The 25,857-nt window shown below is 66.5% G+C and carries 20 protein-coding genes; 10 read left to right on the plus strand and 10 right to left on the minus strand.

The features are described 5' to 3' along the window. Window positions 1–58: 58 nt before the first annotated feature. The 5 genes from CSQ91_RS15870 to CSQ91_RS15890 all read left to right on the plus strand — a co-directional run bounded on the left by CSQ91_RS15870 (window position 59) and on the right by CSQ91_RS15890 (window position 7,620). A complete protein-coding gene (locus CSQ91_RS15870; protein ID WP_099388914.1) occupies window positions 59–787 on the plus strand; it encodes a CerR family C-terminal domain-containing protein in 729 nt (242 codons plus the stop codon). Further along, complete coding sequence (locus CSQ91_RS15875; protein WP_257217371.1) at window positions 784–2,202, plus strand: efflux transporter outer membrane subunit; 1,419 nt, start codon at window positions 784–786, stop codon at window positions 2,200–2,202. Before CSQ91_RS15870 ends, CSQ91_RS15875 begins: the two co-directional genes overlap by 4 nt. A 13-nt stretch (window positions 2,203–2,215) precedes the next feature. After that, window positions 2,216–3,391 (plus strand): efflux RND transporter periplasmic adaptor subunit, encoded by a 1,176-nt coding sequence (locus CSQ91_RS15880; RefSeq protein WP_099388915.1) that lies wholly within the window; start codon window positions 2,216–2,218, stop codon window positions 3,389–3,391. Between the two features lie 9 nt (window positions 3,392–3,400). Continuing rightward, the gene (locus CSQ91_RS15885; RefSeq protein WP_099388916.1) at window positions 3,401–6,517 is read left to right on the plus strand and encodes an efflux RND transporter permease subunit; all 3,117 of its coding nucleotides are present in this window, start codon (window positions 3,401–3,403) and stop codon (window positions 6,515–6,517) included. A 131-nt stretch (window positions 6,518–6,648) separates the two neighbouring features. Next, complete coding sequence (locus CSQ91_RS15890) at window positions 6,649–7,620, plus strand: hypothetical protein (RefSeq protein ID WP_099388917.1); 972 nt, start codon at window positions 6,649–6,651, stop codon at window positions 7,618–7,620. 39 nt (window positions 7,621–7,659) lie between these two features. On the opposite strand, the gene CSQ91_RS15895 is transcribed toward CSQ91_RS15890, so the two are convergent. From CSQ91_RS15895 to CSQ91_RS15920, 6 genes are all read right to left on the minus strand, one after another. Further along, window positions 7,660–8,400, minus strand: coding sequence for a tetratricopeptide repeat protein (locus CSQ91_RS15895; RefSeq protein ID WP_070254494.1), 741 nt, complete (start codon window positions 8,398–8,400; stop codon window positions 7,660–7,662). Between the two features lie 104 nt (window positions 8,401–8,504). Next, window positions 8,505–9,902, minus strand: coding sequence for an efflux transporter outer membrane subunit (locus CSQ91_RS15900; protein WP_099388918.1), 1,398 nt, complete (start codon window positions 9,900–9,902; stop codon window positions 8,505–8,507). Continuing rightward, window positions 9,899–11,101: an HlyD family secretion protein gene (locus CSQ91_RS15905; RefSeq protein ID WP_052140506.1), complete on the minus strand. Its 1,203-nt coding sequence runs from the start codon at window positions 11,099–11,101 to the stop codon at window positions 9,899–9,901. The genes CSQ91_RS15900 and CSQ91_RS15905 overlap by 4 nt, the downstream gene beginning before the upstream one ends. Continuing rightward, complete coding sequence (locus tag CSQ91_RS15910) at window positions 11,088–12,782, minus strand: MFS transporter (RefSeq protein ID WP_070254491.1); 1,695 nt, start codon at window positions 12,780–12,782, stop codon at window positions 11,088–11,090. Before CSQ91_RS15910 ends, CSQ91_RS15905 begins: the two co-directional genes overlap by 14 nt. Window positions 12,783–12,990: 208 nt before the next feature. Further along, window positions 12,991–15,402 (minus strand): catalase, encoded by a 2,412-nt coding sequence (locus CSQ91_RS15915; protein ID WP_099388919.1) that lies wholly within the window; start codon window positions 15,400–15,402, stop codon window positions 12,991–12,993. Between the two features lie 239 nt (window positions 15,403–15,641). Next, window positions 15,642–15,995 carry a DUF883 family protein gene (locus CSQ91_RS15920; protein ID WP_099388920.1) on the minus strand — a complete coding sequence of 118 codons (354 nt, stop codon included), beginning with the start codon at window positions 15,993–15,995 and terminating at the stop codon, window positions 15,642–15,644. Window positions 15,996–16,365: 370 nt separating this feature from the next. On the opposite strand from CSQ91_RS15920, the gene CSQ91_RS15925 reads away from it, so the two are divergent. Then, on the plus strand, window positions 16,366–17,766 hold the full coding sequence (locus tag CSQ91_RS15925) for an aminotransferase-like domain-containing protein (RefSeq protein WP_070281422.1): 1,401 nt from the start codon (window positions 16,366–16,368) through the stop codon (window positions 17,764–17,766). On the opposite strand, the gene CSQ91_RS15930 is transcribed toward CSQ91_RS15925, so the two are convergent. After that, a complete protein-coding gene (locus CSQ91_RS15930; RefSeq protein WP_205412594.1) occupies window positions 17,763–18,176 on the minus strand; it encodes a DoxX family protein in 414 nt (137 codons plus the stop codon). The genes CSQ91_RS15925 and CSQ91_RS15930 overlap by 4 nt on opposite strands. Window positions 18,177–18,361: 185 nt before the next feature. Between CSQ91_RS15930 and CSQ91_RS15935 the strand changes: the two genes are divergently transcribed. From CSQ91_RS15935 to CSQ91_RS15945, 3 genes are all read left to right on the plus strand, one after another. Next, window positions 18,362–19,342 carry an alpha/beta fold hydrolase gene (locus CSQ91_RS15935; RefSeq protein WP_099388921.1) on the plus strand — a complete coding sequence of 327 codons (981 nt, stop codon included), beginning with the start codon at window positions 18,362–18,364 and terminating at the stop codon, window positions 19,340–19,342. A 165-nt stretch (window positions 19,343–19,507) separates the two neighbouring features. After that, the gene (locus tag CSQ91_RS15940) at window positions 19,508–20,251 is read left to right on the plus strand and encodes a sensor histidine kinase (protein ID WP_099388922.1); all 744 of its coding nucleotides are present in this window, start codon (window positions 19,508–19,510) and stop codon (window positions 20,249–20,251) included. An 8-nt stretch (window positions 20,252–20,259) separates the two neighbouring features. After that, complete coding sequence (locus CSQ91_RS15945; protein ID WP_257217372.1) at window positions 20,260–20,907, plus strand: response regulator; 648 nt, start codon at window positions 20,260–20,262, stop codon at window positions 20,905–20,907. A 12-nt stretch (window positions 20,908–20,919) separates the two neighbouring features. Here CSQ91_RS15945 and CSQ91_RS15950 read toward each other — a convergent pair whose 3' ends face one another. Then, window positions 20,920–21,201, minus strand: coding sequence for a XapX domain-containing protein (locus CSQ91_RS15950; protein ID WP_099388923.1), 282 nt, complete (start codon window positions 21,199–21,201; stop codon window positions 20,920–20,922). A gap of 73 nt (window positions 21,202–21,274) precedes the next feature. Continuing rightward, window positions 21,275–21,961, minus strand: coding sequence for a hydrolase (locus tag CSQ91_RS15955; protein ID WP_070281851.1), 687 nt, complete (start codon window positions 21,959–21,961; stop codon window positions 21,275–21,277). A gap of 209 nt (window positions 21,962–22,170) precedes the next feature. Here CSQ91_RS15955 and CSQ91_RS15960 point away from each other — a divergent pair, with 209 nt between their 5' ends. Then, window positions 22,171–22,803, plus strand: a complete 633-nt coding sequence (locus CSQ91_RS15960; protein ID WP_034786496.1) for a response regulator transcription factor — start codon at window positions 22,171–22,173, stop codon at window positions 22,801–22,803. Here the strand turns inward: CSQ91_RS15960 and CSQ91_RS15965 are convergent. Then, entirely contained in the window at window positions 22,777–25,851 is a 3,075-nt protein-coding gene (locus CSQ91_RS15965; protein WP_099388924.1) for a sensor histidine kinase, read from the minus strand. The genes CSQ91_RS15960 and CSQ91_RS15965 overlap by 27 nt on opposite strands. Between the last annotated feature and the right edge of the window lie 6 nt (window positions 25,852–25,857).

Here is a 25,857-nt window from a genome sequence, read left to right on the forward strand (position 1 = left end):
ACTAAATCAAACGATTTAGTTATATCAATCGTTTGAGATATATGATTAAATCTCCGGCATGATTGAAAAAAACGCCATCCCCACCTCCCACGCCGACGACGGGCGCAAGCCCCGTTCCGACGGCGAACAGTCGCGCGAGCGGCTGCTGCATAGCGCCATCCGCCTGTTTGCCGAGCAGGGCTACGCCAAGACGTCCACGCGCGAACTGGCGCAGGCGGCCGGCACGAACGCGGCGGCCATCAGCTACTATTTTGGCGACAAGGCGGGCCTGTACCGCGCCGCCTTCTCCCATCAACTATCGAATCCACAAGACAATATCGCCCTGTACGAGCAACCCCATTTCACCCTGCGCCAAAGTCTGGAAGGCTTTTATGCGCAATTGCTCGCCCCCATGCAGCAGGGAGAAATCGCGCGCGACTGCATGCGCCTGTGGTGCCGCGAGATGCTCGAACCGACGGGCCTGTGGGCGCGCGAGGTTGACCAGAACATCCGTGCCGAACACGAGGCGCTCACGCGCGTGCTGGCACGCCACCTGGGCGCGCCCGACAACAGCGACGACATGCACCGGCTGGCCTTTTCCATCGCCTCGCTGGCCCTGCAGCACATGGTCGGCGCCGAGGTGCTGCACACCTTGCGTCCGCAACTGCTGGAATCGCCGCGCGCGATCGACACCTGGCTGGTGCGCATGACCGACTACGCGCTGGCCATGGCCGACGTGGAGCGCCGGCGCCTGGCCCTTCCTCCCTCTCCCCCCACCGCTCAACGACAAGCAGAAGGACAAGCATGACGACTATTCGATGCACCGTTCAACGCGTCCTGGCCGCCAGCATCGTGCTGGCGCTGGGCGGTTGCGCCCTGCAGGGGCCGCCCGCAACGGTGGCCGCCAGCACGCCCGCGCAGTGGCAGGCGCCGCTGCCGCATAACGGCAAGCTGACGGACCTGTCCAGCTGGTGGCAGGGCCAGGGCGACAGCCTGCTGGTGGAATTGATCACCGACGCACAGCAGGTCAGCCCGACCATCGCCGCCGCCGGCACGCGCATCGTGCAGGCGCGCGCGGACCGCATCGCCGGCGGCGCCGCGCTGGCGCCCACGCTCGATGCGACAGGCAGCGTGGTGCGCACCAGCCAGCAATCGGCGCAGCCCAGCGGCACCACCTCGCAGGCGGCCTTGCAGGCTTCGTGGGAAATCGATGTGTTTGGGGCCAGGCGCGCCACGCGCGATGCGGCGCAAGAACGCTACGACAGCGCCCGCGCCGGCTGGCATGAAGCCCGCGTCTCGGTCGCCGCCGAAGTGGCAAACCAGTACTACGCCTTGCGCACCTGCCAGCAATTGCAGGCCGTGGCCGAACAGGATGCCGTCTCGCGACGCGACTCGGCGCGCCTGACGGAACTGAGCGCCGGCGCCGGCTTCCAGCCGCCCGCCAATGCCGCCCTGGCCCGTGCCAGCGCCGCCGAAGGCGCCAGCCGCGCCATCGAACAGCGCGCCGCCTGCGACGTGAATGTCAAGGCGCTGGTGGCCCTGTCGGCCATGCCGGAAGACTCGCTGCGCCAGAAGCTGGCGGCCAGCCCGGCGGTCCTGCCCTCGCCCGTGGCGATTGCGCAACTGCCGGCGCAAACCCTGGGCCAGCGTCCCGACATCTACAGCGCCGAACGCGAAGTGGCGGCCGCCAGCTTCGAAGTGCGCGGCGCGCAGGCGCAGCGCTACCCTCGCCTGAGTCTGGCCGGCTCCATCGGCAAGGGCAATATCCGCGCCGGCGGCACCAGCATCACGGCCAGTACCTGGAGCATCGGCCCGCTGGCCGTCAGCCTGCCCATCTTCGACGGCGGCACCCGCCGCGCCCAGGTCGACGCGGCCACGGCGCGCTACGACGAAGCCGTGGTGAAATACCGCGCCGGCGTGCGCCAGGCCGTGCGCGAAGTGGAAGAGGCATTGGTGAACCTGGCCAGCACGGACGCGCGCAGCGGCCATGCGAAAACGGCCCTGGAAGGCTACCGCGTGTCGTTTGTCGCCACCGAGGACCGCTACAAGAATGGCCTGGCCAGCCTGATCGAACTGGAAGACGCGCGCCGCACGCGCCTGGCCGCCGAAAACACGGTGGTCAACCTCGAGCGCGAACGCAGCGCCGCCTGGGTGGCGCTGTACCGCGCCGCCGGTGGCGGCTGGAGCAGCAGCAGCAGCGCCATCGCCAACAACGCACCTTGACGGATACGACAACATGAAAAAAATGACCCTGAAACCGATGGCTCTCGCCCTGGCCGCCCTTTGCATTGTGCTGGGCGCCGGCGTGGCCCTGTACTCCCCTTCCTCCACGGCGGCCGACGACGCCAAGGATAAAAACGCGGCGCAAAAGCCGGCGCTCACCGTCACCACGGCCAAGCCGCAAACGGCCAGCCTGCCCATCAAGCTGAACGCCAACGGCAACGTGGCCGCCTGGCAGGAAGCCGTCATCGGCAGTGAATCGAACGGCTTGCGCCTCACCGAGGTGCGCGTGAATGTCGGCGACGTCGTGCGCGCCGGCCAGGTGCTGGCCGTGTTCTCGAACGATACGGTGAACGCCGACGTGGCGCAGGCGAAGGCCGCAGTGCTGGAAGCGGAAGCGAATGCGGCGGAAGCGGCCGCCAACGCGCAGCGCGCCCGCTCGCTGCAAAGTACGGGCGCCATCAGCGCGCAGCAGATCAGCCAGTACCTGACGGCCGAACAGACGGCCAACGCGCGCATCGCGTCCGCCAAGGCGCAACTGGCGTCGCAGCAGCTGCGCCTGAAATACACGCAGGTGCTGGCGCCCGACAGCGGCATCATTTCCTCGCGCTCGGCCACCGTCGGTTCCGTCGTGGGCGCCGGCACGGAACTGTTCCGCATGATCCGCCAGGGCCGCCTCGAATGGCGCGCCGAAGTGACGGCCACCGAGCTCATGAGCCTGAAACCGGGCACCCTGGCGCAGGTGAAGGCGGCCAACGGCAGCGTTTTGACGGGCAAGGTGCGCATGATCGCCCCTACCGTCGATCCGCAGACGCGTTCCGCCCTCGTGTATGTCGACCTGCCGGCCAGCGCCGGCAACAATGCGCCGTTCAAGGCCGGCATGTACGCCAGCGGCGAATTCGAACTGGGTAGCTCGGGCGCGCTGACGGTGCCGCAGCAGGCGATCGCCGTGCGCGATGGCTTCAGCTATGTCTTCCGCCTGAATGCCGACCAGCGGGTCAGCCAGATCAAGGTGCAGGCCGGACGGCGCCTGAGCGACCGCATCGAGATTTTAGGCGGCATCACGGCCGACACCACCATCGTCGTCAGCGGCGCAGGCTTCCTCAATGACGGCGACCTGGTACGCAATGTTCAAAACCCGGTAGCAACCCCGGTCGCAGCAGCAGCCAAGCCGGCCGCAGCGAAAAAGTAAGGAGAGGCCATGAATTTTTCCTCCCTCTCGATCAAGAATCCGATCCCGGCCATCATGCTGTTCGCGCTGCTGACCCTGGCCGGTCTGCTGGCTTACAAGGCCAATCCGGTGCAGGATTTCCCCGACATCGAACTGCCCATCGTCACCGTCAGCGCGGTGCTGCCAGGCGCCGCGCCGGCGCAGCTGGAAACGGAAGTGGCGCGCAAGATCGAGGACTCCGTCGCCACCCTGCAAGGCGTGAAAAACATCTACACCAAGGTGCTCGATGGCGTCGTCACGGTCACCGTCGAATTCATCCTGGAAAAGCAGATTGCCGAAGCCGTCAACGATGTGCGCGATGCCGTCGCGCGAGTCAAGGCGGACATGCCGGCCGAGTTGCGCGACCCCACCGTCACCAAGGCGTCCACGGCCGGGCGCGTGGTGCTGACCTTTATCGCCACGGCGAAGCCGGGCGTCGACAACCCGCTCGACTCTCCCGACCTGTCCTGGTTCGTCGACAACACGGTGGCCAAGCGCCTCCTGACCGTGCCCGGCGTGGGCGCCGTCACCCGCGTGGGCGGCGTCTACCGCGAGATCCAGGTGGAACTCGACGAAGCGCGCATGGCGGCATTGAAGGTCTCCGCCCTCGACGTCTCGCGCCAGTTGCGCCTGGTCCAGCGCGAAGCGCCTGGCGGCCGGGGCGACATCAGCGGCGCCGAGCAGTCGGTGCGCACCATCGCCACCGTGAAAACGGCCGATGAACTGTCGCGCGTGGAAGTGCCGCTGCCGGACGGCCGCCATGTGCGCCTGGACCAGGTGGCCACCGTGCGTGACACGGTCGCCGAACCGCGCGCGCTGGCCGAGCAGGATGGCAAGACGGTCGTCGCCTTTGAGGTGTTCCGCACCAAGGGCGCCAGTGAAGTGGCTGTCGCCAAGGGCGCGCGCGACGCCATCGCCGACCTGCAGAAGGAAAACCCCAACGTGGTGCTGCAGCAGTCGATCGACAATGCCTTCCCCGTCGAGGAAAACTTCGACGGCTCGATGGAGCTGCTGTACGAAGGCGCGCTGCTGGCCGTGCTGGTGGTGTGGTGGTTTCTGCGCGACTGGCGCGCCACCCTGGTCGCCGCCGCCGCCCTGCCCCTGTCCGTGATGCCGGCTTTCCTCGGCATCTACTGGTTCGGCTACACGCTCAATACCGTCACCCTGCTGTCGCTGGCCCTGGTCGTCGGCGTGCTGGTCGACGACGCCATCGTGGAAATCGAAAACATCGAGCGCCATCTGCGCATGGGCAAGTCGCCCATGGAAGCGGCCATGGAAGCGGCCGACGAAATCGGCATGGCGGTGATCGCCACCACCTTCGCGCTGGTGGCAGTATTCCTGCCGACGGCCTTCATGAGCGGCATTCCCGGCCTGTTCTTCAAGCAGTTCGGCTGGACGGCCGTGCTGGCCGTGCTGGCATCCTTGGTGGTGGCGCGTCTGCTCACGCCGATGATGGCAGCCTACATATTGAAACCGCTGCCGCACAAGGAAGAGCAGGATGGCTGGCTGATGACGCGCTATCTGACGGTCATGCGCTGGTGCCTGAACCACCGCGGCATCACGGCCATCGCCGCGGCCCTGTTCTTTGTCGGCGCCATCGCGCTCGTGCCGCTGCTGCCGACCGGTTTCGTGCCGGCCGCCGACCGCGCTCAGACGCAGATCAACCTGGAACTGCCGCCCGGCTCCACCCTGGGTGAAACGCAGGCCGTGGCAGCCCTGGCGCGCGATGCGGCCATGCGCACGCCTGGCATCCAGGGCGTCTTCAGTTCGATAGGCGGCGGCTCGAGCGGCGACGCCTTCGCCCCCGGCGCGGCGGCAGAAGCGCGCCGCGCCGTGCTGACCCTGACCACCGTGCACCGCACGGAGCGCAAGGAATCGATGGCGGACCTGGAAACGCAGCTGCGCCACAAGCTCGATACGATCCCCGGCGCCCGCTTCACGGTGGGGCCGCCCGACACGGGCGTCAAGATGCAGCTGGTGCTGCGCTCGGAAGACCCGGTGGCGCTGATGGCGGCGGCGCAAAAGGTCGAGCGCGAACTGCGCGGCCTGAAAGGCATCGGCAACGTCAATTCCAGCGCCTCGCTGGTGCGCCCGGAAATCATCGTGCGTCCCGATTTCGCCAAGGCGGCGGACCTGGGCGTGACGGCCGCAGCCATCGGCGAGACCGTGCGCGTGGCCACGGCCGGCGACTACGACACGGACCTGACGAAAATGAACCTGCCGGAGCGGCAAGTGCCGATCCGCGTCAAGCTGCCCAACAGCGTGCGCGCCGACCTAGCCGCCATCGAGCGCCTGACGGTGCCTGGCAAGAATGGCCCCGTGCGCCTGGCGAACGTGGCCAGCGTCACGATGGAAAGCGGCCCGGCGCAGATCGACCGCTTGAACCGCAGCCGCAACGTGACCCTCGACGTGGAACTCGGTTCGCGCACCCTCGGTGAATTGAACGTGGAAGCGCGCGCGCTGCCATCGATGAAGAATTTGCCGCCATCCGTGAAGATCGCCGAACTGGGCGACGCGCAGGAGATGGCCTCGCTGTTCGCCAGCTTCGGCCTGGCCATGCTGATCGGCGTGCTGTGCATCTACTGCGTGCTGGTATTGCTGTTCAAGGACTTCATGCAGCCGGTGACCATCCTGGCGGCGCTGCCGCTGTCGATCGGCGGCGCCTTCGTGGCGCTGCTGATCACGGGCAGCGCCCTGTCGATGCCATCGATGATCGGCCTGATCATGCTGATGGGGATCGTCACCAAGAACTCGATCCTGCTGGTCGACTATGCGATCCTGGCGCGCCAGGCCGGCATGAACCGCTTCGATGCGCTGGTCGATGCCTGCCACAAGCGCAGCCGCCCCATCCTGATGACGACGATTGCCATGGGCGCCGGCATGATGCCGCTGGCGCTGGGCTGGGGCGCCGACCCCAGCTTCCGTTCGCCGATGGCCATTACCGTGATCGGCGGCCTGATCACGTCGACCCTATTGAGCCTGCTGGTGGTGCCGGCCGTGTTCACCTACATCGACGACCTGGAGCACCTGCTCAAGCGCGGCATGGCCAGACTGCGCCGCCAGAAGGCGCCGCTGCGGCGCGATGACAAGGTAGCGCTGGAAAAATAGGCGTCGCCATTGTTTGCAAAATCGCCCCTCGCGGGCAAGGAAGCGAAGGACCGGCCGCCAGGCCGCGCTCCCTCGCTTCCATCTATCTGGCATACTGCGCCCATTCTCCATGAACGCAATCTGCCCTGCCTATGAATTACCGCACCCCGCTCGTCCTGCTACTGGTATCCGCGCTGCTCGGCGCCTGCTCGGAAAAGACCGCTCCCGCCAGCGCCGACCTGGCCGCTGACGTGGTAAGCGATGTCCCCGCTGCCGCTGACGATGCCGCATCGGCCGAACACGTGCCGCCGCCGGCCGCCACCGCCCCCAGGACGGAAGCGATGAACACGCCGCAGGCGCGCGAGCGTGAAGTGGGCATGATGCGCGCCATCTTCGGCAAGGACTACCGCAGCGACAGCGAGGATGCGCTGGCCGACCTGCCCGATCCTGACAACCACGTCGACAAACTCAGTTACGTGGTCAGTGCCGTCAGCCACAAGCTCCTGCCCGATGGCCGCGCCATCCTGGTGGCGAATGCGGAAACGGCCAACACGGAAGGCACGGCGGAATCGGCGCATGCCTCGTCGGGACTGTTGAACGTCTTTTTCCTGGCGCCCAAGGGCCAGCCGGAAGACGGCCAGTGGCAAGTCGTGAAACGCCTGGAAAACATCGCCGCCCTCGGTTCATCGGGGCAGCTCGGTGAAGTCCACTGGGTCATGCTGGGCGCGAACAAGCCGGGACTGGCGATCCGCCATGGCTATACGGGCCAGGGCTACACCATCACGCAACTGGCCCTGTTTGAAATCGGCGATGGCAAGGTAACCGCGCTCGATGGCGGCATGGACCTGTACTCGGACAATATGGGCGCCTGCACGCCGGACATGGATGAATGCTGGATGGTCGAAGGCAAGTGGCGCTTCGCCCCCGCGCGCAATGGCGGCGCCTACGATGACTTGCTGATCGATTTCAAGGGCGCCTCCGAGAAGATCAAGCCCGGCGTCACGGTCAAGCCGGATGAAGATCCGCCGCGCATCGCCACGCCGTTGAACGGACACGCGCGCTATGCTTTCGATGGCAAGGGATATAAATTAATCGAAGGGAAAAACACGGTGCCTGGCGTTTGACGGGGTCGGACCCGCCGGGTCGGACCCCACGCACGCCAGCTACCTGCGCGCCGCCTCCAGGCGCACCAGCAGCGGCGCATACATGGCACGCGTATGGCTGCTCCAGCGGGCCATGGCGCTGTCGATATCGAGCAGCAGGCGTTCCGACAACACCTTGTCGCCCTGCTGCAGCGCCCAGATCGCGCACTCGGCGCGGCACTCGAAGCTGTTGTAGCGCGTCAGCGCGTCGTCGAATTCCGCCTTCGCCTCCACCTGGCGCCCGCTTTGCGCCAGCGCGCGCGCCGTCAGCAGGGACACCATCTCGGGACGGAAATGGATATCCGTGCGGCGGATGAATTCCAGGTGCGTCAAGGCCTCGGCGCCCCGTTCGCATTCCAGATAGGCGCGCGCCGCGCCCAGGCGAATTTCCAGGTCCGATGAAAACGCTCCCCGCAGGCAGGCTTCGTAGGTCGATGCCGCTTCCTGCGCGTCGCCCGCTTCGAGCAGCGCGCTGGCCAGGCGCATCTGGTTTTGCGCTGTCGGCGTGTACTCGAAAGCGGCTCTCGCCTCGCGCAGTTCGCGGTTCGGATCGAGCACTTGCACGGCCACCGAAGCGACCTTGCGCGCGCCTTGCGGCAGGCGCGAATTGGGCAGATAGATGGCGAAGAAATACACCACGCTGCCCAGCAGCGGGAACATGAATAAAATGAGCAGCCAGTACAGCTGCTGCCCGTTGCGCACCACGTGAACCGCAAAAAATACCGCGATCAGGATGTGGATGCCTATGCCAAAAATCGTCATGCTGCGACCTCGTTCGTGACGGGAGCAGCTGGCACCATGCCGCCGCTTTCCCCGGGCAGAATATTACACTGGCCACGGCAAACGACCGCGCCGTGCACGCGCGCCTATTCCGTCTTGGCGGACCAGCCGCCGCCCATGGCCCGGTACAGGTCGACCGAGGCGACAAGGACGCGCGTCTTCAGTTGCAGCAGCCCCACGTCGGCGCTGTACAGGGTGCGCTGGGCGTCGAGTTCTTCCAGGTACGAGGCGTAGCCATTGCGGTAGCGGTTGTGCGCGATGCGCAGGGTATCGGCCGCGGTGGCGCGGCGCGCCTCGTTTTCCACTGCTTGCTGCCGCAGGCGGTAGATGGCGCCCAGGCTGTTCTCCGTTTCGGCGAAGGCGTTGCGCACCACGTTTTCATACGCGTACACGAGCTGGTCGCGCTGCGCACCGGCCGCATCCGTCTGCGCCTGCACCCTGCCGCCATCGAACAGGGGACCGGCCGCCAGCGCCGTCAGCCGCCACAGGGCGGTGGGCGCATGCAGGAAATCAGTGAGGGTTGTGGCTTGCCCGCCGCCAACGGCCGTCAGCTTGAACGAGGGCAGCAGCTGGTCGCGCGTGGCGGCCAGGCTGGCGTTGGCTGCCGCCAGGTTGTGTTCCGCGCGCGCGATGTCGGGCCGCCGGCGCAGCAATTCGGAAGGCAGGCCGGCAGGCACGCCAGGCGCCGCCAGCTCCGCCAGCGGCAAGCCGCGCGCGATGGGACCGGGATTGCCGCCGACGAGGACGGCCAGCGCGTTTTCCTGCTCGAAGATCTGCCGCTGCAGCTGCGGCACCTGCTCGGCCGCCGCATGGTATTCCGATTGCGCCTGCAGCCATTCCAGGCGCGAACTGTAGCCCACCTCGAACTGCTTGCGCGCCAGCTCGCGCGACTGTTCGCGCAGCTGCAGGGTCGATTGCGTCAGCGCCAGCTGCGCGTCGAGGCCCCGCAAGTTCAGGTAGCTCGTCGCCACGCTGGCGGCGATCGACAGGGCTGCCGCATCGAGACTGGCCTGTTCGGCGCGGTAGCTCTCGCCCGCTGCATCGCTCAGACTGGCCAGCCGGCCCCACACATCGATTTCATAACTGGCCTGCAGTTCGGCCTGGAAGACGTTCGTCACATACGGCTTGCCGCTCGACGCCAGGGTGCGCGTGCGCGTCGGCGAGCCATCGAAGGCCAGGCTGGGCGCGCGGTTCGCATCGGCCTGCGCCAGGCGCGCGCGGTATTCCTGCACGCGGGCGCGCGCCACGCGCAAGTCGCCATTGCGCGCCAGCGCCTCGCCCACCAGATCACTTAAAACCGGATCGCCGAACGCCTGCCACCACAGCTGTTCCACCTGTGTGCCATGCGCGGACGCTGCGCCGCCCTCGCCTTGCGCGCGCCAGCCGGACGGCAGTTGCAGGGCCGATGCGGGCGGCGGTGGCGCGTTGGCGGCGCAGCCCGCCAGCGCCAGCACGCCAGCAATCAGCAGGAGGCGGCGCCTCATGGCTTGGCCTTCGCGGTCGCCTTTTTCGGTGCAGGCGGTGGCGCGGGATTGTCCGCCGAGTCGTTCAGCACGGCCGACGTGTCGACGCTGACCACCACCGACATGCCCGGCACCAGGCGGCGCGCATTCGCCTGGCCCGCATCGATGCGGATGCGCACGGGAATGCGCTGGGCGATTTTGAGGTAGTTGCCCGTCGCATTATCGGCCGGCAGCACGGAAAACTCGGAGCCGGTGGCCGGCGAGATCCGTTCCACCTGGCCCGTCAGCACGGCACCATCGAGCGCGTCGACGTGGAAGGTGGCGCTCTGCCCTTCCTGCACGCCATTCATCTGCGTTTCCTTGAAATTGGCAATCACCCACATCTGGCGCGGCACCAGCGCCATCAGCTGCGCACCAGAGTTCACATACGCGCCCTGGCGCACCGTCACCTGGCCCAACTGGCCGTCGGATGGCGCCACGATGCGCGTGTTATCGAGGTCGATCTTCGCCGCCTTGACGGCCGCCTGCGCATTCGCCACGGCCGCTTCCAGCGCCTGCTTGTTGACCACCACACTGTGCACGCTTTGCTGGGCGATGTCGAGATTGGCGCGCGCCTGCGCCAGCGCCGCCGCCATCTGCGCCTGCGCGGCGCGCGACTGGTCGTGTTCGCGCTGCGACAGGGAACCGTCTGCCACCAGCTGCTCCACGCGATTCAGATCGGCGCTGGCCTTGCGCGCCTGCGCTTCCGCATTGGCCATCACGGCCTCGCTGACGGAAATGCCCGCCTGCGCGCTGGCCTTTTGCTGCGCCCAGTTCGACAGCGCCGCCTGCTGCGCGGCCAGCTGGGCCTGCGCCTGTTCGTAGCGCTGCTGGTAGATGCGGTCGTCGATGCGCACCAGCAGCTGGCCTTCCTTGACGTCCATGAAGTCCTGCACCGTCACTTCCACCACATAGCCCGACAGCTGCGTGCCGATGATGGTCACCTGGCCCCGCACGGTGGCGTTTTCCGTCGTCACGATGGGGCTGGTGAACGGCGGCAGCCGCCACGCATACAGCACGATCAGCACGCCCACCAGGGCCACGGAGGCAAAGGCCAGCGCGGACAGCCACTGGTGACGCCGGTCCGGCTGCGGCGGCGTGCTGCTTGCCGCGGGCGCCGGGGCAGGTGGCGCAGCGGGTGCTGGTGTTGGTACTGGCGGCGTGGTGTTATTTTCTGTCATTGCTCGGTTCCGAATTGGTAATGGGGACGATGGCCATGGCCGTCTGCGCATCGCGCACGGGGCCGACCAGGCGACGCGCGCCGGTGGTGATGCGGGTCCAGGACTGGCTGACCAGCATCCATATCAGGGTGGCGATGGCGACGCCGGCGATCATCAAAAAAACATCGTTATAGGCCAGCACATTGGCTTCGCGCGTGGCGATGGCACCCAGGCGCGCCACGCCCTGGGCGCTGCGCAAGGCAGGGTCCGTCAGCACGCCGCCATAGCTTGCGGCTCCGGACTGCACGCGCGCGGCCACTTGCGGGTCAAGCATGGTGAGATGCTCGACCAGGTAGCTGGAATGGTATTTTTCGCGCGCCGTCTGGATGGTGCCGACGATGGCCGCACCAAGCAGGCCGCCCAGGTTCTGCGTCATGGTAAACATCACGGAAAAGCTGACCAGGTTGCGCGGTTCGGCGATGACGGCGCCCATGCCGGCCACCATGGTGGGACCGAGGAAATACGTGCCGCCAAAGGCCAGCAGGAACTGGCTGACATACATGTTGACGGGGCGCGTCTGGCTGGTGGCATGCGCGTCGATCAGGGCGCCTGCAGCGATCAGCAGCAGCGCGAACATCAGCGAGCGGTTCAACGTCGCCGGATTGATCGTCAGCGCGCTGACCACCAGGCCCGCCACGCTGCCCAGGAGCACGACAACGAACAGGTTTTGCATCTGGTCCGTGTTCAAGCCCAGCGCCTGCAGGAAGCCGACGGCGCCCGTCGATTCGGACAGCACGATACGAAACAGCAGCACGGATAAAAACAGCTTGGCGATCTTGCCCGTGGTGAGCCAGCGCGTGTTGAGCAGCGGGCGCGCCCGGTTATGCTCGATGGCCAGCGAGGCGGCGATCAGCACGATCGAGCATGCCAGGCACACGCCCACCCACTCGGATTCCATCCACCACGCCGTGCGCCCCTGCGCCAGCACGGCGCACAGCAGGGCCACGCCGGGCGCGAACAGGATGAAGGTGAGGAAATCGAGCGGCTCGAACGTCTGCACCCTGTCGCCGGGCGGCAGTTTCAGGGCCAGCACGCAGCCCAGCGCCAGCAGGGCCAGTCCCAGCTCGAACAGGTACAGGCCATGCCATTCGCCGATCTGCAGCAGTTCGGAAGTGAAGATGCGCGCCAGGGGCAGCGCCAGCTGGGCAAAACCGAGGCCCAGCACCACGCCCTTCAGGCGGTGCCGCGCGGGAAACGCCTGCAGGGTGTAGTACAGCCCCAGCACCCCCAGCGCGCCGCCCACCATGCCATGCGCGGCGCGCACGGCGATCGCGGACGGCAAGGTATTCGCATACAAGTGGGCGAAGGTGACGAGCGCATACAGCACCAGGAACGCCTCCGTGAACAGGCGCAGGCCGAACTGCTGGCGGAACTTCACCAGCAGCAGATTCATGGAAACGATGGTCATCACGTAGGCCGCCGGCAGCCACTGCATCTGGTAGGCATAGGCAGCCAGCGAACCTTGCAGGTTCAGCAAATTGGCAGTCACCAGGCCGTTGCCCAGTCCCCCCGTCAGCGCGACGATCAGGCCGACGATGAAATACGCGACACGCTTGGGCGTCGAATGTTCGGGCATCGATGGCGACCCGGGCAAGGTCGGGCGTTCGCCCGGCCCCCAGGTGCGAGGTGTGTACTTGTCCATGCAGTAATCGCGATCCGGTTTGCTGAAGCCGTTCCTTGCTGCTGTTCTGCTTCCTTCAAGCAAATAGTTGCAAATGAACAGTTCTAGTCAGCAGCATATCACCGCAGGACGTTTTTATTGTTTACATTGTTGCAGGGCGTTGCGCATGCAGCTCAAACAGCATAGGCAACGGGGCCGGCGGATCCGGCCCCCGTGCTGATGCAGCCACTCACACCCTCGGCGGATCCGTCTCGCGCGCAAACGCCCGGTGCGCGGCCAGCGCCTTTTTAAAGGCCGCCACGGCTTTCACCACGTCGCCGGAAGGCGCGACGATGATGGCGGGATCCGGCTTGCCATCGGGCAGGGTCGCCGGTACGCCAGCCTTGTCCAGCAAGTCCTTGCCGGCGCCGCTGGCCAGCATCGGCTTGCAGTGGCGGTATTGCAGGCGCAGGAAGTCGAGCGCGTTGGCGTCACTGCCCAGCTGCTGCACGGCACCCTGGCCGTCGGGAAGCACCACGGCGTCGAACAGCACGGACGGTCCCGCCTCGAGCGAGATTTCCACGTCGAGCGGCGCGCCGCCGCTGGTGTCGACTTTGCCCAGGTGGCTGCCCACCAGGCGCGGCACGGCGCCATCGGCCAGCAGCGAGGCATAGATATTGCGCACTTGCGCGCCATCGCTGCCCGGCCCCACCAGGATGGCCACGCGCAAGGTATGGATACCCGTCTTGCCGGGGCGGAAAAAGAGCGACAGGGCTGGCGATGGCGGATATGCCGGCAGCGGCTCCAGGGAGGCGCGCGGCATGACGGGCGGCAGCGCCAGGCCCAGGCCATCGGCCAGGCGCTGCGCCAGGGTCTCGTCGACATTACGCAGCATGGCGACGATGCGCTGGCGGATCGCCACCGTCTGCACCTTGCTCAGCTCAAAGCGGAACGCATGCACGATATGGTCTTGTTCCACCGGCGTCTGGCTGATCCAGAACAGGCGCGCCTGACCATAATGCTCGGCGAATTTCTCGGGCTTGCCGCGCACCTTGTCGCCTTCGGCGGAAGCGGGAAAACTGTTGAAACCCTTCGCGCCCGCCTGGAACGGGCAGCCGCCCGCCAGCGAGTTCGGCTCGTACGCGACCCGGCCCCGGTTGATGGCCTGCCGGTGGATGCCGTCGCGCTGGTTGTTGTGCACGGGCGCCAGCGGCGCATTGATGGGGATTTCATGGAAGTTGGCGCCGCCCAGGCGCGTCAGCTGGGTATCGACATAGGAATGGATGCGTCCCTGCAGCAACGGGTCGTTGGAGAAATCGATGCCGGGCACGATGTGCGCCGTGCAGAACGCCACCTGCTCCGTCTCGGCGAAAAAATTGTCCGGGTTGCGGTTCAAGACCATTTTTCCGACGGGGACAAGAGGGACAAGTTCTTCTGGAATCAGCTTGGTCGGATCGAGCACGTCGAAGGGGAACGCTTCCGCCTGTGCTTCCGTGAAGACCTGGAAGGACAACTCGTATTCGGGATACTCGCCGCACTCGATGGCTTCCCACAGGTCGCGCCGGTGGAAGTCGGAATCGGCGCCGCTGATCTTGACGGCTTCGTCCCACACGAGCGAGTGCGTGCCGGCCATCGGCGACCAGTGGAATTTGCAGAACACGGACTGCCCCTTGGCATTCACGAGGCGGAAGGTATGCACGCCGAAGCCCTGCATCATCCGGTAACTGCGCGGGATGGCGCGGTCCGACATGGCCCACATCAGCATGTGCGTGATTTCCGGCGACAGCGAGGCGAAATCCCAGAAGGTGTCGTGCGCGCTGGCCGCCTGCGGCATGCCATTGTGCGGTTCGGGCTTGACCGCATGCACGAGGTCGGGGAATTTCATCGCATCCTGGATGAAGAAGACGGGGATGTTATTGCCCACCAAATCCCAGTTGCCTTCATCCGTATAAAACTTCACGGCAAAGCCGCGCACGTCGCGCGCCGTATCGGTCGAACCGCGTTCGCCGGCCACCGTGGAAAAGCGCACGAAGACGGGCGTGCGCTTGCCCGCCTTGGCGAACAGCCTGGCGCGCGTATGCTTGCTTTGCTCCTTGTAGCATTCGAAGTAACCGTGGGCAGCCGAACCGCGCGCATGCACGACGCGCTCGGGGATGCGCTCATGGTCGAAATGCGTGAGCTTTTCACGCAGGATGAAATCTTCCATCAGGGTGGGGCCGCGCAAGCCCGCCTTCAGCGAGTTCTGGTTGTCACCCACGGGCACGCCCTGGTTGGTCGTCAGCACGCAGCCGCTATCGTCGCTACGGGCGCCATCCAGCGAGCTATTCAGCGCATTCTCGCCCAGCGCGGGCTGGCCGTCACCCGTCTTCGGAGAAGGTAGCGTTTCGCCCGTGGTGCTGGCCGTGGCCAGCGCTTCGCCGGTCGCCACATGCACGCCTTCGACCGGCGTGCGCGCCGCCTCGCCATACTGGCCATCCTCCTTGGGATTGACGGCCATGGCGGCGGCCAGCTGCTGGCCGGCGGCCGTCTTTTGCAGCAGCGCGCGGGCCACGTCGTTGTCCGCGCCCAGGCTGTGCGGCGCATTGCTGTCGGATGGGCCGGACATGCTGCTCAATACGGAACCAGCACCGTCCGTGGACGGCGTTTTCTTGTTGCTAGCCATTACATCTCCTGTGAGTAATTTGCCCCGGGAAGTAACGCTACAACTCCCTCATTCAGCGCACGAACAGGGCAATCAAAATAATGATGGGAATAGGTATGCCGATCAACCACAACAAAATGGAGCGCATCATCACTCTCCTTTACCGCTTGCTGCTACCTTGTGCGCGTGGGCGCTGGCACGGCCCGCAGACCGGGCCAGCGCCCACGACAACGACAACGACCTTGCCTGGCTGCGTACAGTTACTTACGCGAACCCAGCAGTTTCGACAGGCCATAACCGGCTGCCGCCGCAATCAGCAAGGACACGGCCGGACGCTCGCGCACATAATCGCGGCCCGTCTCGCCGGCGCGCTGGCAGGCTGCGCCCAATTGTTTGCCGCGCGCCATCAAGGTTTCGGAAGCCTTGTTGACGGTGTCGCTGACCTGGCCCATGCGGTCGCCCACCTGGTCCACGCCGTCATGGGCGCGCGTGGCCACCTTGTCGGCCAGAGGCTGGGCCTGGCTTGCCACCTTGTCGATGGTGCGGTGCAAATCCTGGCGGGTATCCTGGACGGTGCCGTTCAAATCGGAGCTGGTTTTTTCAATCGCGTTCATGATGGTTTCCTTTAACAGTGAATAATTTCAACCATGCTCGATGCCGTGACCGAATCATGATTCTCCTCGCTTCGGGGAAAAAGAAGCGGCTAAACGCTGCCGGGCTGAGCCATATCAAACAGTGGATCAGCAGCAAGCTGTTGGTACTACCTTAACCGCCCCCGCCACGCGCCACCGTGCGCTGCCACACCTTGAGACGCAGACTTAAATGCCTGTTGGAAATAGCAATCCCCGCCGGCCTGGCGGGACGGGCGGGCAAACCATCCGTCATGCATCGTCCTGAAGATACAGCCCGCCACGCATAAATGTATGGATTTTTTCAAGGCTTCAGCCCATAATTACGAGAAGCAATACCCATACATAAAAAAAAATGCCCCAATCCAAATCCATACAAGAAGAAAGCCAGGCCAGCGCGTGGATCACGCCCTTCGTGCAGCATGGCGGCCCGCGCTACCTGCAGATCGCCGACATGCTCGAGCGCGCGTTGTCCGACGGCAGCCTGCGCCCGGGCGACCGATTGCCGCCGCAGCGCCGCCTGGCCGCCCTGTACCAGGTCGACCTGACGACGGTAACGCGCGCCTACGACGAAGCCAAGCGCCGCAACCTGCTGGAGGGACATGGCGCGCGCGGCACCTATGTGGCGGCGCCGAAAGTGGAATTGACGCAGATGCTGGACCTGAGCATGAACATCCCGCCACCGCCCGTGGGCGTGGATTTCGGCGACTTGCTGAAACAGGGCGTGGCGCAAGTGCTGATGCGCACGGACAGCGATCTGTTGATGAGTTATCACCTGGGCGGCGGCGGCAAGGCCGACCGCGCGGCGGGCGCCGTCTGGCTCGCGCCCATGTTCGGCGACGTCGATGCGGAACATGTGGTGGCCTGTCCCGGCGCGCAGGCGGCGCTGGCGGCGCTGATCTTGACTCTCAGCCGGCCCGGCGACAGCATCCTGACGGAAAGCGCCGTGTACCCGGGCCTGCGCCTGGCGGCGAGCCAGCTGAACCGCAAGGCCATCGTCGTGGAAACGGATGCCGACGGCATGCTGCCCGAAGCGCTGGAAAAGGCTTGCCGCAAGCACCAGGCGCGCCTCGTGTATTTGAACCCGACCCTGCAAAACCCGACAGCGCACACCATGCCGGCCGCGCGCCGCCTGGCCATCACGGAGGTGGTGCAGCGCTGCGGCATGCACATCATCGAGGATGACCCATACTGGCTGCTGGCGTCCGACGCACCGCCCCCGCTGGCCCATTACGCGCCCGCCCACGTGTCGTATATCGCCACCCTGTCGAAATGCCTGGCGCCGGGCCTGCGCATGGCCTACACCTTGATCGCCGAGGTGCAGCTGCGCGAACGCTTCCTGCAGGCCATGCGCTCGTTTTCCCTGATGGCCACGCCCCTGACGACGGCGCTGACGACGCAATGGATACACGACGGCTCCGCGCACGCGCTGCTGGCCGGCATACGCAGCGAAGCGGACGCGCGCCAGGACGTCATCCGCACGATGTTGACGGGCACCAGCCAGCCGCACAGCAACGGCATCCACGTATGGTATTCACTGCCCAGCTACTGGACCTCGCGCGAACTGGCCGCCACGGCCCGCGCCCAGGGCGTGGCCGTCACGGCCTCGGACGCCTTCTACGACAACCGCCCGCCGAACGCCATCCGCATTTCGCTGGGCAGCATCCGCGACCGCGCACGCCTGGCCAACGCATTAAAGAAATTATCACTGCTGCTGGCGCACAAGCCGGCGCTGCCCCGGGAATTCGTCATTTAACGGCGCAGCCGCGCATCGAGCGAATAACGTCCCGCGCCACTGATGGCAATCGTGCCAAAGACGATGATCAGCAGCCAGCCGAACTGGCCGTCGGCGATGCTCCAGTCCGGGTGCACGAGCAGCATCGACACGCCCAGCAGGAACAGCAATGGCAGGCAGGCCAGGCGCGTCAGCAAGCCGGCGGCGACCAGCAGCGGGCAGAGGATTTCCGCGAACAGGGCGCAGTACAGGGTGACGGCGCGCCCCAGGTGCAGCGGGTCGTCGATATGCGCCAGTTCATCGGAGAAGTGCAGCAGTTTGGGCAAGCCGTGCACGTGCAGTACCAGCAGCGCGCCCGTCACGCGCGCAAACAGCAAGCCCGCATCGGGCAAGAAGGGGCCGGCCAGCGCCGCCATCCAGTGTTTCTTCATGTTTACTCCAGTGGGAAAGCCAGGCGGCGCGGCGCGACGCTGCCAGCCATCATAGGCAGGCGGGCGCCTGGGCGCGACTGGTCTTTTGGCAGAGGCGCCGGCGCGCGCGAAGGCCTAGACTGGCCGATGCCATTACTGGCTCAGGCCGTAACTGGTCCCTCCCCCATCCCCGAAGGAAATGCATCATGTCGAAGAAAATCGAAGCCGAAGAAGTCACATCCCGCCGCAAGCTGCTCGTCAGCGTCGCCGGTGTCGCCGCCGGCGCGGGCCTGCTGGCCGCCGGTGGCGCCAGCGCCGCCGCCAAGCCAGCCGCTGCCGCTACGGCGGCACCGGGCAAGCTCACCGTCAACAGCGTCACCGTCAAGGACGGCGCCGTCATCCACTTCAAGGACTGGGGCAGCGGCACGCCCGTCGTCTTCAGCCACGGCTGGCCACTGCAGGGCGACGCCTGGGAAGACCAGATGATGTTCCTGGCCAGCCACGGCTACCGCGTGATCGCGCACGACCGCCGCGGCCACGGCCTGTCCAGCCAGCCATGGCAGGGCAATGACATGGATACCTACGCCGACGACCTGGCCACCCTGCTCGACGCGCTCGACATCAAGGGTGCGACCCTGGTCGGCCATTCGACGGGCGGCGGCGAAGTGGCGCGCTATATCGGCCGCCATGGCGAAAAGCGCGTGGCCAAGGCCGTGCTGGTGGGCGCCGTGCCGCCGCAGATGGTCAAATCGGAGACGAATCCCGGCGGCTTGCCGATGTCCGTCTTCGACGGCATCCGCGCCGGCGTGCTGGCCGACCGTTCGCAATTTTTCAAGGACCTGACGGTGCCGTTCTTCGGCGCCAACCGTCCCGGCAACAAGGTGTCGCAAGGCATGCGTGACACTTTCTGGCTGCAGGGCATGCAATGCGGCATCAAGAACGCCTACGATTGCATCAAGCAGTTTTCCGAGACGGACTTCACGGCCGACCTGAAGAAAATCTCCGTGCCCACCCTGGTGGTGCACGGCGGCGACGACCAGATCGTGCCGATCGACGCTTCCGGCAAGGCTGCGGCCAAGCTCATCAAGAACGCCAAGCTGGTCATCTATGAAGGCGCGCCGCACGGCTTGCCGGCCACCCACAAGGACCGCCTGAACGAAGACTTGCTGGCCTTTATCAAGTCCTGACCGTTCTACGCTTCCCGCACCGCCGGCCCGCCCGGCGGTGCTACTCTTCCCCGCCGCGCAAAAAAAACCGCCCGCCTCCCCCATTCGTATAACTGCCTTGCCTGATGCGCCGTGCATACTTGTTGCAGCGCGGCATACGCCGCAGCGAACGACAGGAGTTCCGCGATGGCCAGCATGCATTATTTCCCTCAGAAGCAAGACCCCGGTCCGGCGCAGGCGCAGCGCATGGGCAGCATGGACGGTATGGGCGAATTTGCCGCATCAGTCGCGCACGAGGTGCGCCAGCCGCTGGCGGCCATCGCGCTCAATGCCGATGCCGCCTTGCGCTGGCTCGATCACGATCCGCCCCGCCTCGATGAGGCGCGCGCGGCGCTGGCCCTGGTCGCCAGTGCCGGCAGCCATGCCAGCGCCGTGCTGCGCAGCGTGCATGGCCTTGCCTGCAATTCGCCGGACAGCCACGATCATTTTGTGGCCGACGACGCCGTGCAAGACCTGCTGCCGCTGTTGCGCGCGCCACTGCAACGCCACGCCATCCATCTGGAAACGCAGCTGGCGCCGGGCCGCCCGCTGCTGCATGCCGACCCGGTGCAATTCCGGCAAGTCATCCTGAACCTGCTGATGAACGCCATCGAGGCTCTGCGCGACACCGGCGGCCGGCCGCGCACGGTGCTGCTGTCTTCGCGCCTGGATGGCAGCGTGCAGCACTTCAGCATTGCCGACAATGGCGCCGGCATCGCGCCGCAGGCGGCCGGCCGCCTGTACCACGCCCTGTATTCCAGCAAACCGGACGGCATGGGCATGGGCCTGGCCATCTGCCGCCGCATCCTCGACGCGCATGGCGGCCGCCTGTGGCATGCGCCCGGCGCGCCGCACGGCAGCGTCTTCCACTTCACCTTGCCAGCCCCATGAGCACAACCATGCACACGACCATGCCCCCGGCCGATCCGCCGATTACCCTGCTGATCGCCGACGACCACCCGCTGATCCTGGCCGGCCTGGCCTCGCTGATCGCATCACTGCCTGGCTTACTCCTGCTGGGCCAGGCAGGCACGGGCAGCGCCGCCGTGGAGCTGTACCGGCAACTGCGGCCCGACGTGGTGCTGATGGATTTGAACATGCCGGAAATGCATGGCGTCGAGGCGATCGAGCGCATCTGCGCAGACGACGCGCAAGCGAAGATCGTCATCCTCACCACTTACCAGGGCGAGGACAGCGTGCACCGGGCATTGCGCGCCGGCGCGCGCGGCTACCTGCTGAAGGATTCCGGCTTCCTGCAACTGACGCAGTGCATCCGCCAGGTGGCCGCCGGCAGGCACTACCTGCCACCGGAACTGGCCGCGCAGCAAGCCGGCCGCATCGAGGCGAACCGCCTGTCGAAACGCGAGCACGACATCCTGCTGCACCTGTCAGCGGGCAAGAGCAACAAGATGATCGCGCGCAGCGCCGGCATCGAGGTGGGCACCGTCAAATTTCATGTGAATAATATTTTGACCAAGCTCAACGTATCAAGCCGCACCGAGGCGGCCACGGTGGCCGCACGGCGCGGCTTGCTGGCCGCGTTCTAGCTGCCGGGAATATCAGGCGGCGCTGTCGTCCTTCTGCTGCGGCTCGGCCTTGGCCAATGTCGGCTTCGCTTCCACGCCGCTGATCTTCGGCACGCATTCGCTGCGCAGCCACGACACGGTGATGGCTTCTCCCGCCATCAGGCGCTGGACGCCGGGGACGATCTGTTCGCCGATCAGCATGCCCAGCAGGCCGATCAGGGCAATGGCGGGCGGCGCCGGCGAGCGCACCTGCAAGACGGCGTAGATAATGCCAACCAGCAAACCCACCGCCAGCGAAATCACATATAACTTCATGGCGCATTCCTTTCGATGAAAAAAAACGCCGCGCGCGGTCAGGCGCGCGGCGCATGGCACTGCCGCGTGGCGTTTACTTGGCCGGCACCGGCGCCAGGGTGGCGTGTTCGCCATGGATGCGCTGCGGCGCCTTGTGCACCATCGTGTAGGCGTAGTCGACGCCCATGCCGTAGGCGCCCGAATGTTCGCGCACGATGGCCATGACGGCGTCATAGGTTTCCTTGTGCGCCCAGTCGCGCTGCCATTCCAGCAGCACCTGCTGCCACGTCACGGGCACCACGCCAGCCTGGATCATGCGCTGCATGGCGTAATCGTGCGCTTCCTTCGAAGTGCCGCCAGAAGCGTCGGCCACCATGTAGATTTCGTAGTCGCCTTCGAGCATCGCGCACAGGGCGAAGCTGTTGTTGCACACTTCCGTCCACAGGCCCGAAACGACGACTTTCTTCTTGCCGTTGGCGGCCAGCGCATCGCGCACCTTCTGGTCATCCCACGAGTTCATCGAGCTGCGCTCGAGGATATCCTTGCCGGGGAAGACGTCCAGCAGTTCCGGATAGGTATGGCCGGAGAAGCTTTCCGTTTCGACGGTGGTGATGATGGTGGGGATGTTGAATACCTTGGCGGCCTTGGCCAGGCCCACGGTATTGTTTTTCAGCGCTTGCCGGTCCATCGACTGCACGCCGAACGCCATCTGCGGCTGCTGGTCGATGAAGATGATCTGGCAATTATCGGGGGTGAGGACTTCCAGTTTCGGATTGGTCATGATGTCATCCATGAAGAAAGGGTTGAGTGGGTACTGCCGTGCATCGTATGCCTGGCGGCGTGCCCGCACCACTATCTAAATATAGGCTGGCATGCAGGCTGCCTCCGGGAAATGCCCCCTGCAGGAGGGCGGGCGCTGCGGTAAAATACCTTTTGCTCACCATGCTCCGACGACTCTTGATCGATAACTCCTCTTTGCCAGGCAACATCATGCGCAGCGATACGGCGCCGATACGCGTCCTCATTGCCGACGACCACCAGTTACTGCTCGACGGCATCGCGGCCCTGCTGCGCGCCTTTCCCGGCGTGGCGCTGGTGGGCCAGGCCACCGATGGCCAGCAGGCGGTGCAGCAGTTTGACGCACTGCAGCCCGATGTGACGCTGATGGATTTGCAGATGCCGCGCATGAACGGCCTTGACGCCATCGGCGCCATCCGCGCACGCCATCCGCAGGCGCGCATCATTGTGCTGACCACCTACAAGGGCGACACGCAGGTGCTGCGCGCCATCCGCGCGGGCGCATGCGGCTATGTGCTGAAAAGCGCGCTGCGCCACGAATTGCTGGCGGCGATACAGAACGTGCATGCGGGGCGGCGCCACATCACGCCCGAGATCGAGGCGGAACTGGCGCTGTATGCCTGCAGCGACGTGCTGTCGAACCGCGAACTGGACGTGCTCAAGCAGGTTGCGCAAGGCAATTCCAACCGCGAGACGGGCGCCCTGCTGCAAATCAAGGAAGAAACCGTCAAGGCGCACATGAGCACCATCCTGGCCAAGCTGGGCGCCCGGGACCGCACGCACGCCGTCACCATCGCGCTACGGCGCGGCATCCTCGACGCCTGAACGGCGCCAGCGCTGCCACCAGCGGCGCAGCGGGCCGTACTCCGCCGGCCAGGCTCGGTGCGCCGGCACCCGCAGGCGCCACTGCGTGCCGCCCCCATCGCGCCCGCCCACAGTCAGGCGCGCGCCAAGTTTCACCGCGCGCTCGCGCATGCCGGGCATGCCCCAGTGTCCGGGAATCTGCCCGTTCGCCGCGACCACCGGCGGCAAGCCCTGGCCATCGTCGCGCACGAGCAGTTCGATGCCTCCGCACGCATAGCGCACCGCCACCTCGACCACCTGCGCGCGCGCATGCTGGAAGGCATTGCGCAGCGCTTCGCTGGCGATGCGGTAGATTTCATGCGCGGCACGCGCATGCAGCATGCGCGCCTCGCCTTCCTCCGCATAGCGGAACACGATGCCGTGCTGCGCCGCCAGACGCTCGCCTTCGCGCCGCAGGATGGCGCTCCAGCGCGCGCCCGCATCGTCGCCCGCGCGCAGGTCGTGCACATGGTCGCGTCCCTCGCCCAGCATGCGGTCGGCGTCGTCGAGCGCGCGCAGCATGGCGGCGCGCGCGGGGTCATCCTCGGCGATGGCCATGCTGGCATTGTGAAAGTGCAGGATCATCGCCTGCGTGCCCTGCAGCAGGGTATCGTGCAGCTCGCGCGCGATGCGCTCGCGCTCGGCCTGCTGCGCCTCCATCCGCGCCTGCAGGCGCGCGGCGTGCTGGCCCAGCCGCCAGCGGCAAACGCCGTATGCGGCCGCCAGCAGCAGCGCCGCGCACAGGCTGCGGAACCACCAGGTCTGGTAAAAGGCGGGCAGCACGCGGAACGGCAGTTGCGCCACCGTGCTGGCCACGCCGTCGCCATTCGCCGCGATTACTTCAAAGCGGTAGCTGCCCGGCCCCAGGCCCGTGTACTGCGCCAGGCGCCGGCCGCCCGCCTGCTGCCACTGCGTATCGTAGCCGTCGAGCCGGTAGCGGAACTGCAAACGCTCCGGCGTGCCCAGACTGGCGGCGTTGTAATGGAATTGCACGTCGCGCGTGCCTGCCGCCAGCTGCAGGCCGGCGCTTGCGGGCGGATCGACGCGTCGGCCGTCGGCCAGCAGCGCGCCGATTTCCACGCGTGGCGCCGGCAAGGGAGCAAACGTCTGGCGCGGATCGATCCAGAACGTCGCGCTCTGGCGCGAAAACCAGATCTTGCCATCGTCCGCTTCGGCAACCGAGCGGTTGTGCAGCATGCTGATGCTGCCGTTCAAGCCATCGACGGCGTCGTACGAGGTGGCGCGCATGGCATGGGCGGCGTCGCGCAGCGCCAGGTCCACTTCCGCGGCGGGAATGTGCGCGGCGCCGCTGCCGTGATTGAGCCACAGGCTGCCGTCGCGCGCGCGCAGCAGGCCCACCACGCCCTCGGTGGCGCTGGCCGGCTCGCTGCGCAGGGTGACGAAGCGGCCGCCGCGCCACAGCGCCACGCCACGCTGCCCGCCCGCCCACACCTGCCCGCGGTATTCGATCAGCATGGGAATCTTGCCCAGGTCCAGGCCCTGCGCGGGACCGAAGGTGTGCAGCCGCCCCCGTTCCAGCATGGCGACGCTGCCATCGGCATACGATAGCCACAGGCGCCCGGCCGCGTCGGCCAGCAGCGCCAGCGGCACTTTCGCGCCGCCATCGGGCAGCAGCGGTTCGCGCCGCCAGGCCCCGTCGCGATACTGGAAAACGCCGGCGCCGCTGAACACGCCCCAGATGCTGCCATCGGGCGCGAGCACGCCGGCGCGCATGCGCTTGACCGCGGCAGCGCCAGATGGATAGGCGATCGTGCGCAGTACGCGCCCATCCTCGCCGGCCAGCTGCTGCAGGCCGGCGCGGGCCGCCACCCACAGGCCGCCCGGCGATTCCAGGATGGCGCTGATGGGCCCCAGGCGCGGCGCGCGCAGCACCTTGCCGTCGGCCCGCGCCAGCAGCAGCGGCCCCAGGACGTCATCGCGCGACAGCCACATCGCGCCTGCCGCTCCGGCCAGCATTTCCTGGGTACGGAACACTTCGGCCACGCCGGGCGCGGCAGGCGTGCGCAGGACCACGGGCGCGGCCTGGCGGAAACGGTCCAGGCCTCCGTACGTGGCAACCCAGACATTGCCTTCATTGTCGTCGCACATGGAGCCGACGAGGACATTGCTCAAGCCATCGCGCGGCAGGAACGATTCCGTGTCGCTGCTGATGCCCAGCTGTCCCGGCGCCAGCGTGCCGCTGCTGCGCGTGCGGTGCAAGCCGTACTGGCTGTCGAACCACAGGGTGCCCGCGCGATCGACCAGCATGCTGCCGCTGGTGCCGCTGGTATCGCGGTAAATCCACCGATGATCGAGCTGCTCGTAGCGATCCAGCGACTCGATGATGCGGATGCCGCGCATCTCCAGCAAATAAATGCGGCCGTCGGGTCCCTGCTGCGGCGGCGCGCGCAGGTCAAGACGGCCGATGGGCGGCGCGAAGCGCGACTGCGTCGCCTGCCACATGAACAGGCCGTTTTCACTGAACACAGCGATGCGGCCATCGCGGTCGGCAAACACGGCGGACGCCTTTTGCGCCGTGTAGCCCTGCGCCGGTCCCATCGCCTGCCAGCGCCGGCCATCGAAGCGCGAGATGCCGGACACGCCGGCCGCCCACACGGCGCCGTCACCGCCGATGGCAAAGCCCCAGATGGCGCCCGCCGGCACGCCCTGGGGCTCGGCGTAATTGCGCACCACGCCATCCTTAACGTGGCTGATGCCGCCCACTTGCCAGCCTATCCACATGCCGCCGTCGGCGGCGCGCTTGAGCGCCAGCGCCACCGTGTCGGGAAAGCTGCCCTGGCGCGCGCGCACGGGCTCGAAGCGCAGGCCGTCGAAACGGCGCACGCCTGCATGCGTGCCCAGCCACAGGAAACCGTCATTGCCCTGTGCCATGACGATGATATCGTCGGGCGCGCCGTCACTGGCCGTCCAGCGCGTGTGCTGCAGCTGATGGATGCCGCGTGCGGCATCGATGGCCAGCGCGCAAGGACTGGCCAGCATGAACATCAGCCACAGCAGGAAGGCGCGCATGGCGGC

The organism is Janthinobacterium sp. BJB301 (assembly GCF_002735685.1).
Classification (GTDB): domain Bacteria; phylum Pseudomonadota; class Gammaproteobacteria; order Burkholderiales; family Burkholderiaceae_D; genus Janthinobacterium; species Janthinobacterium lividum.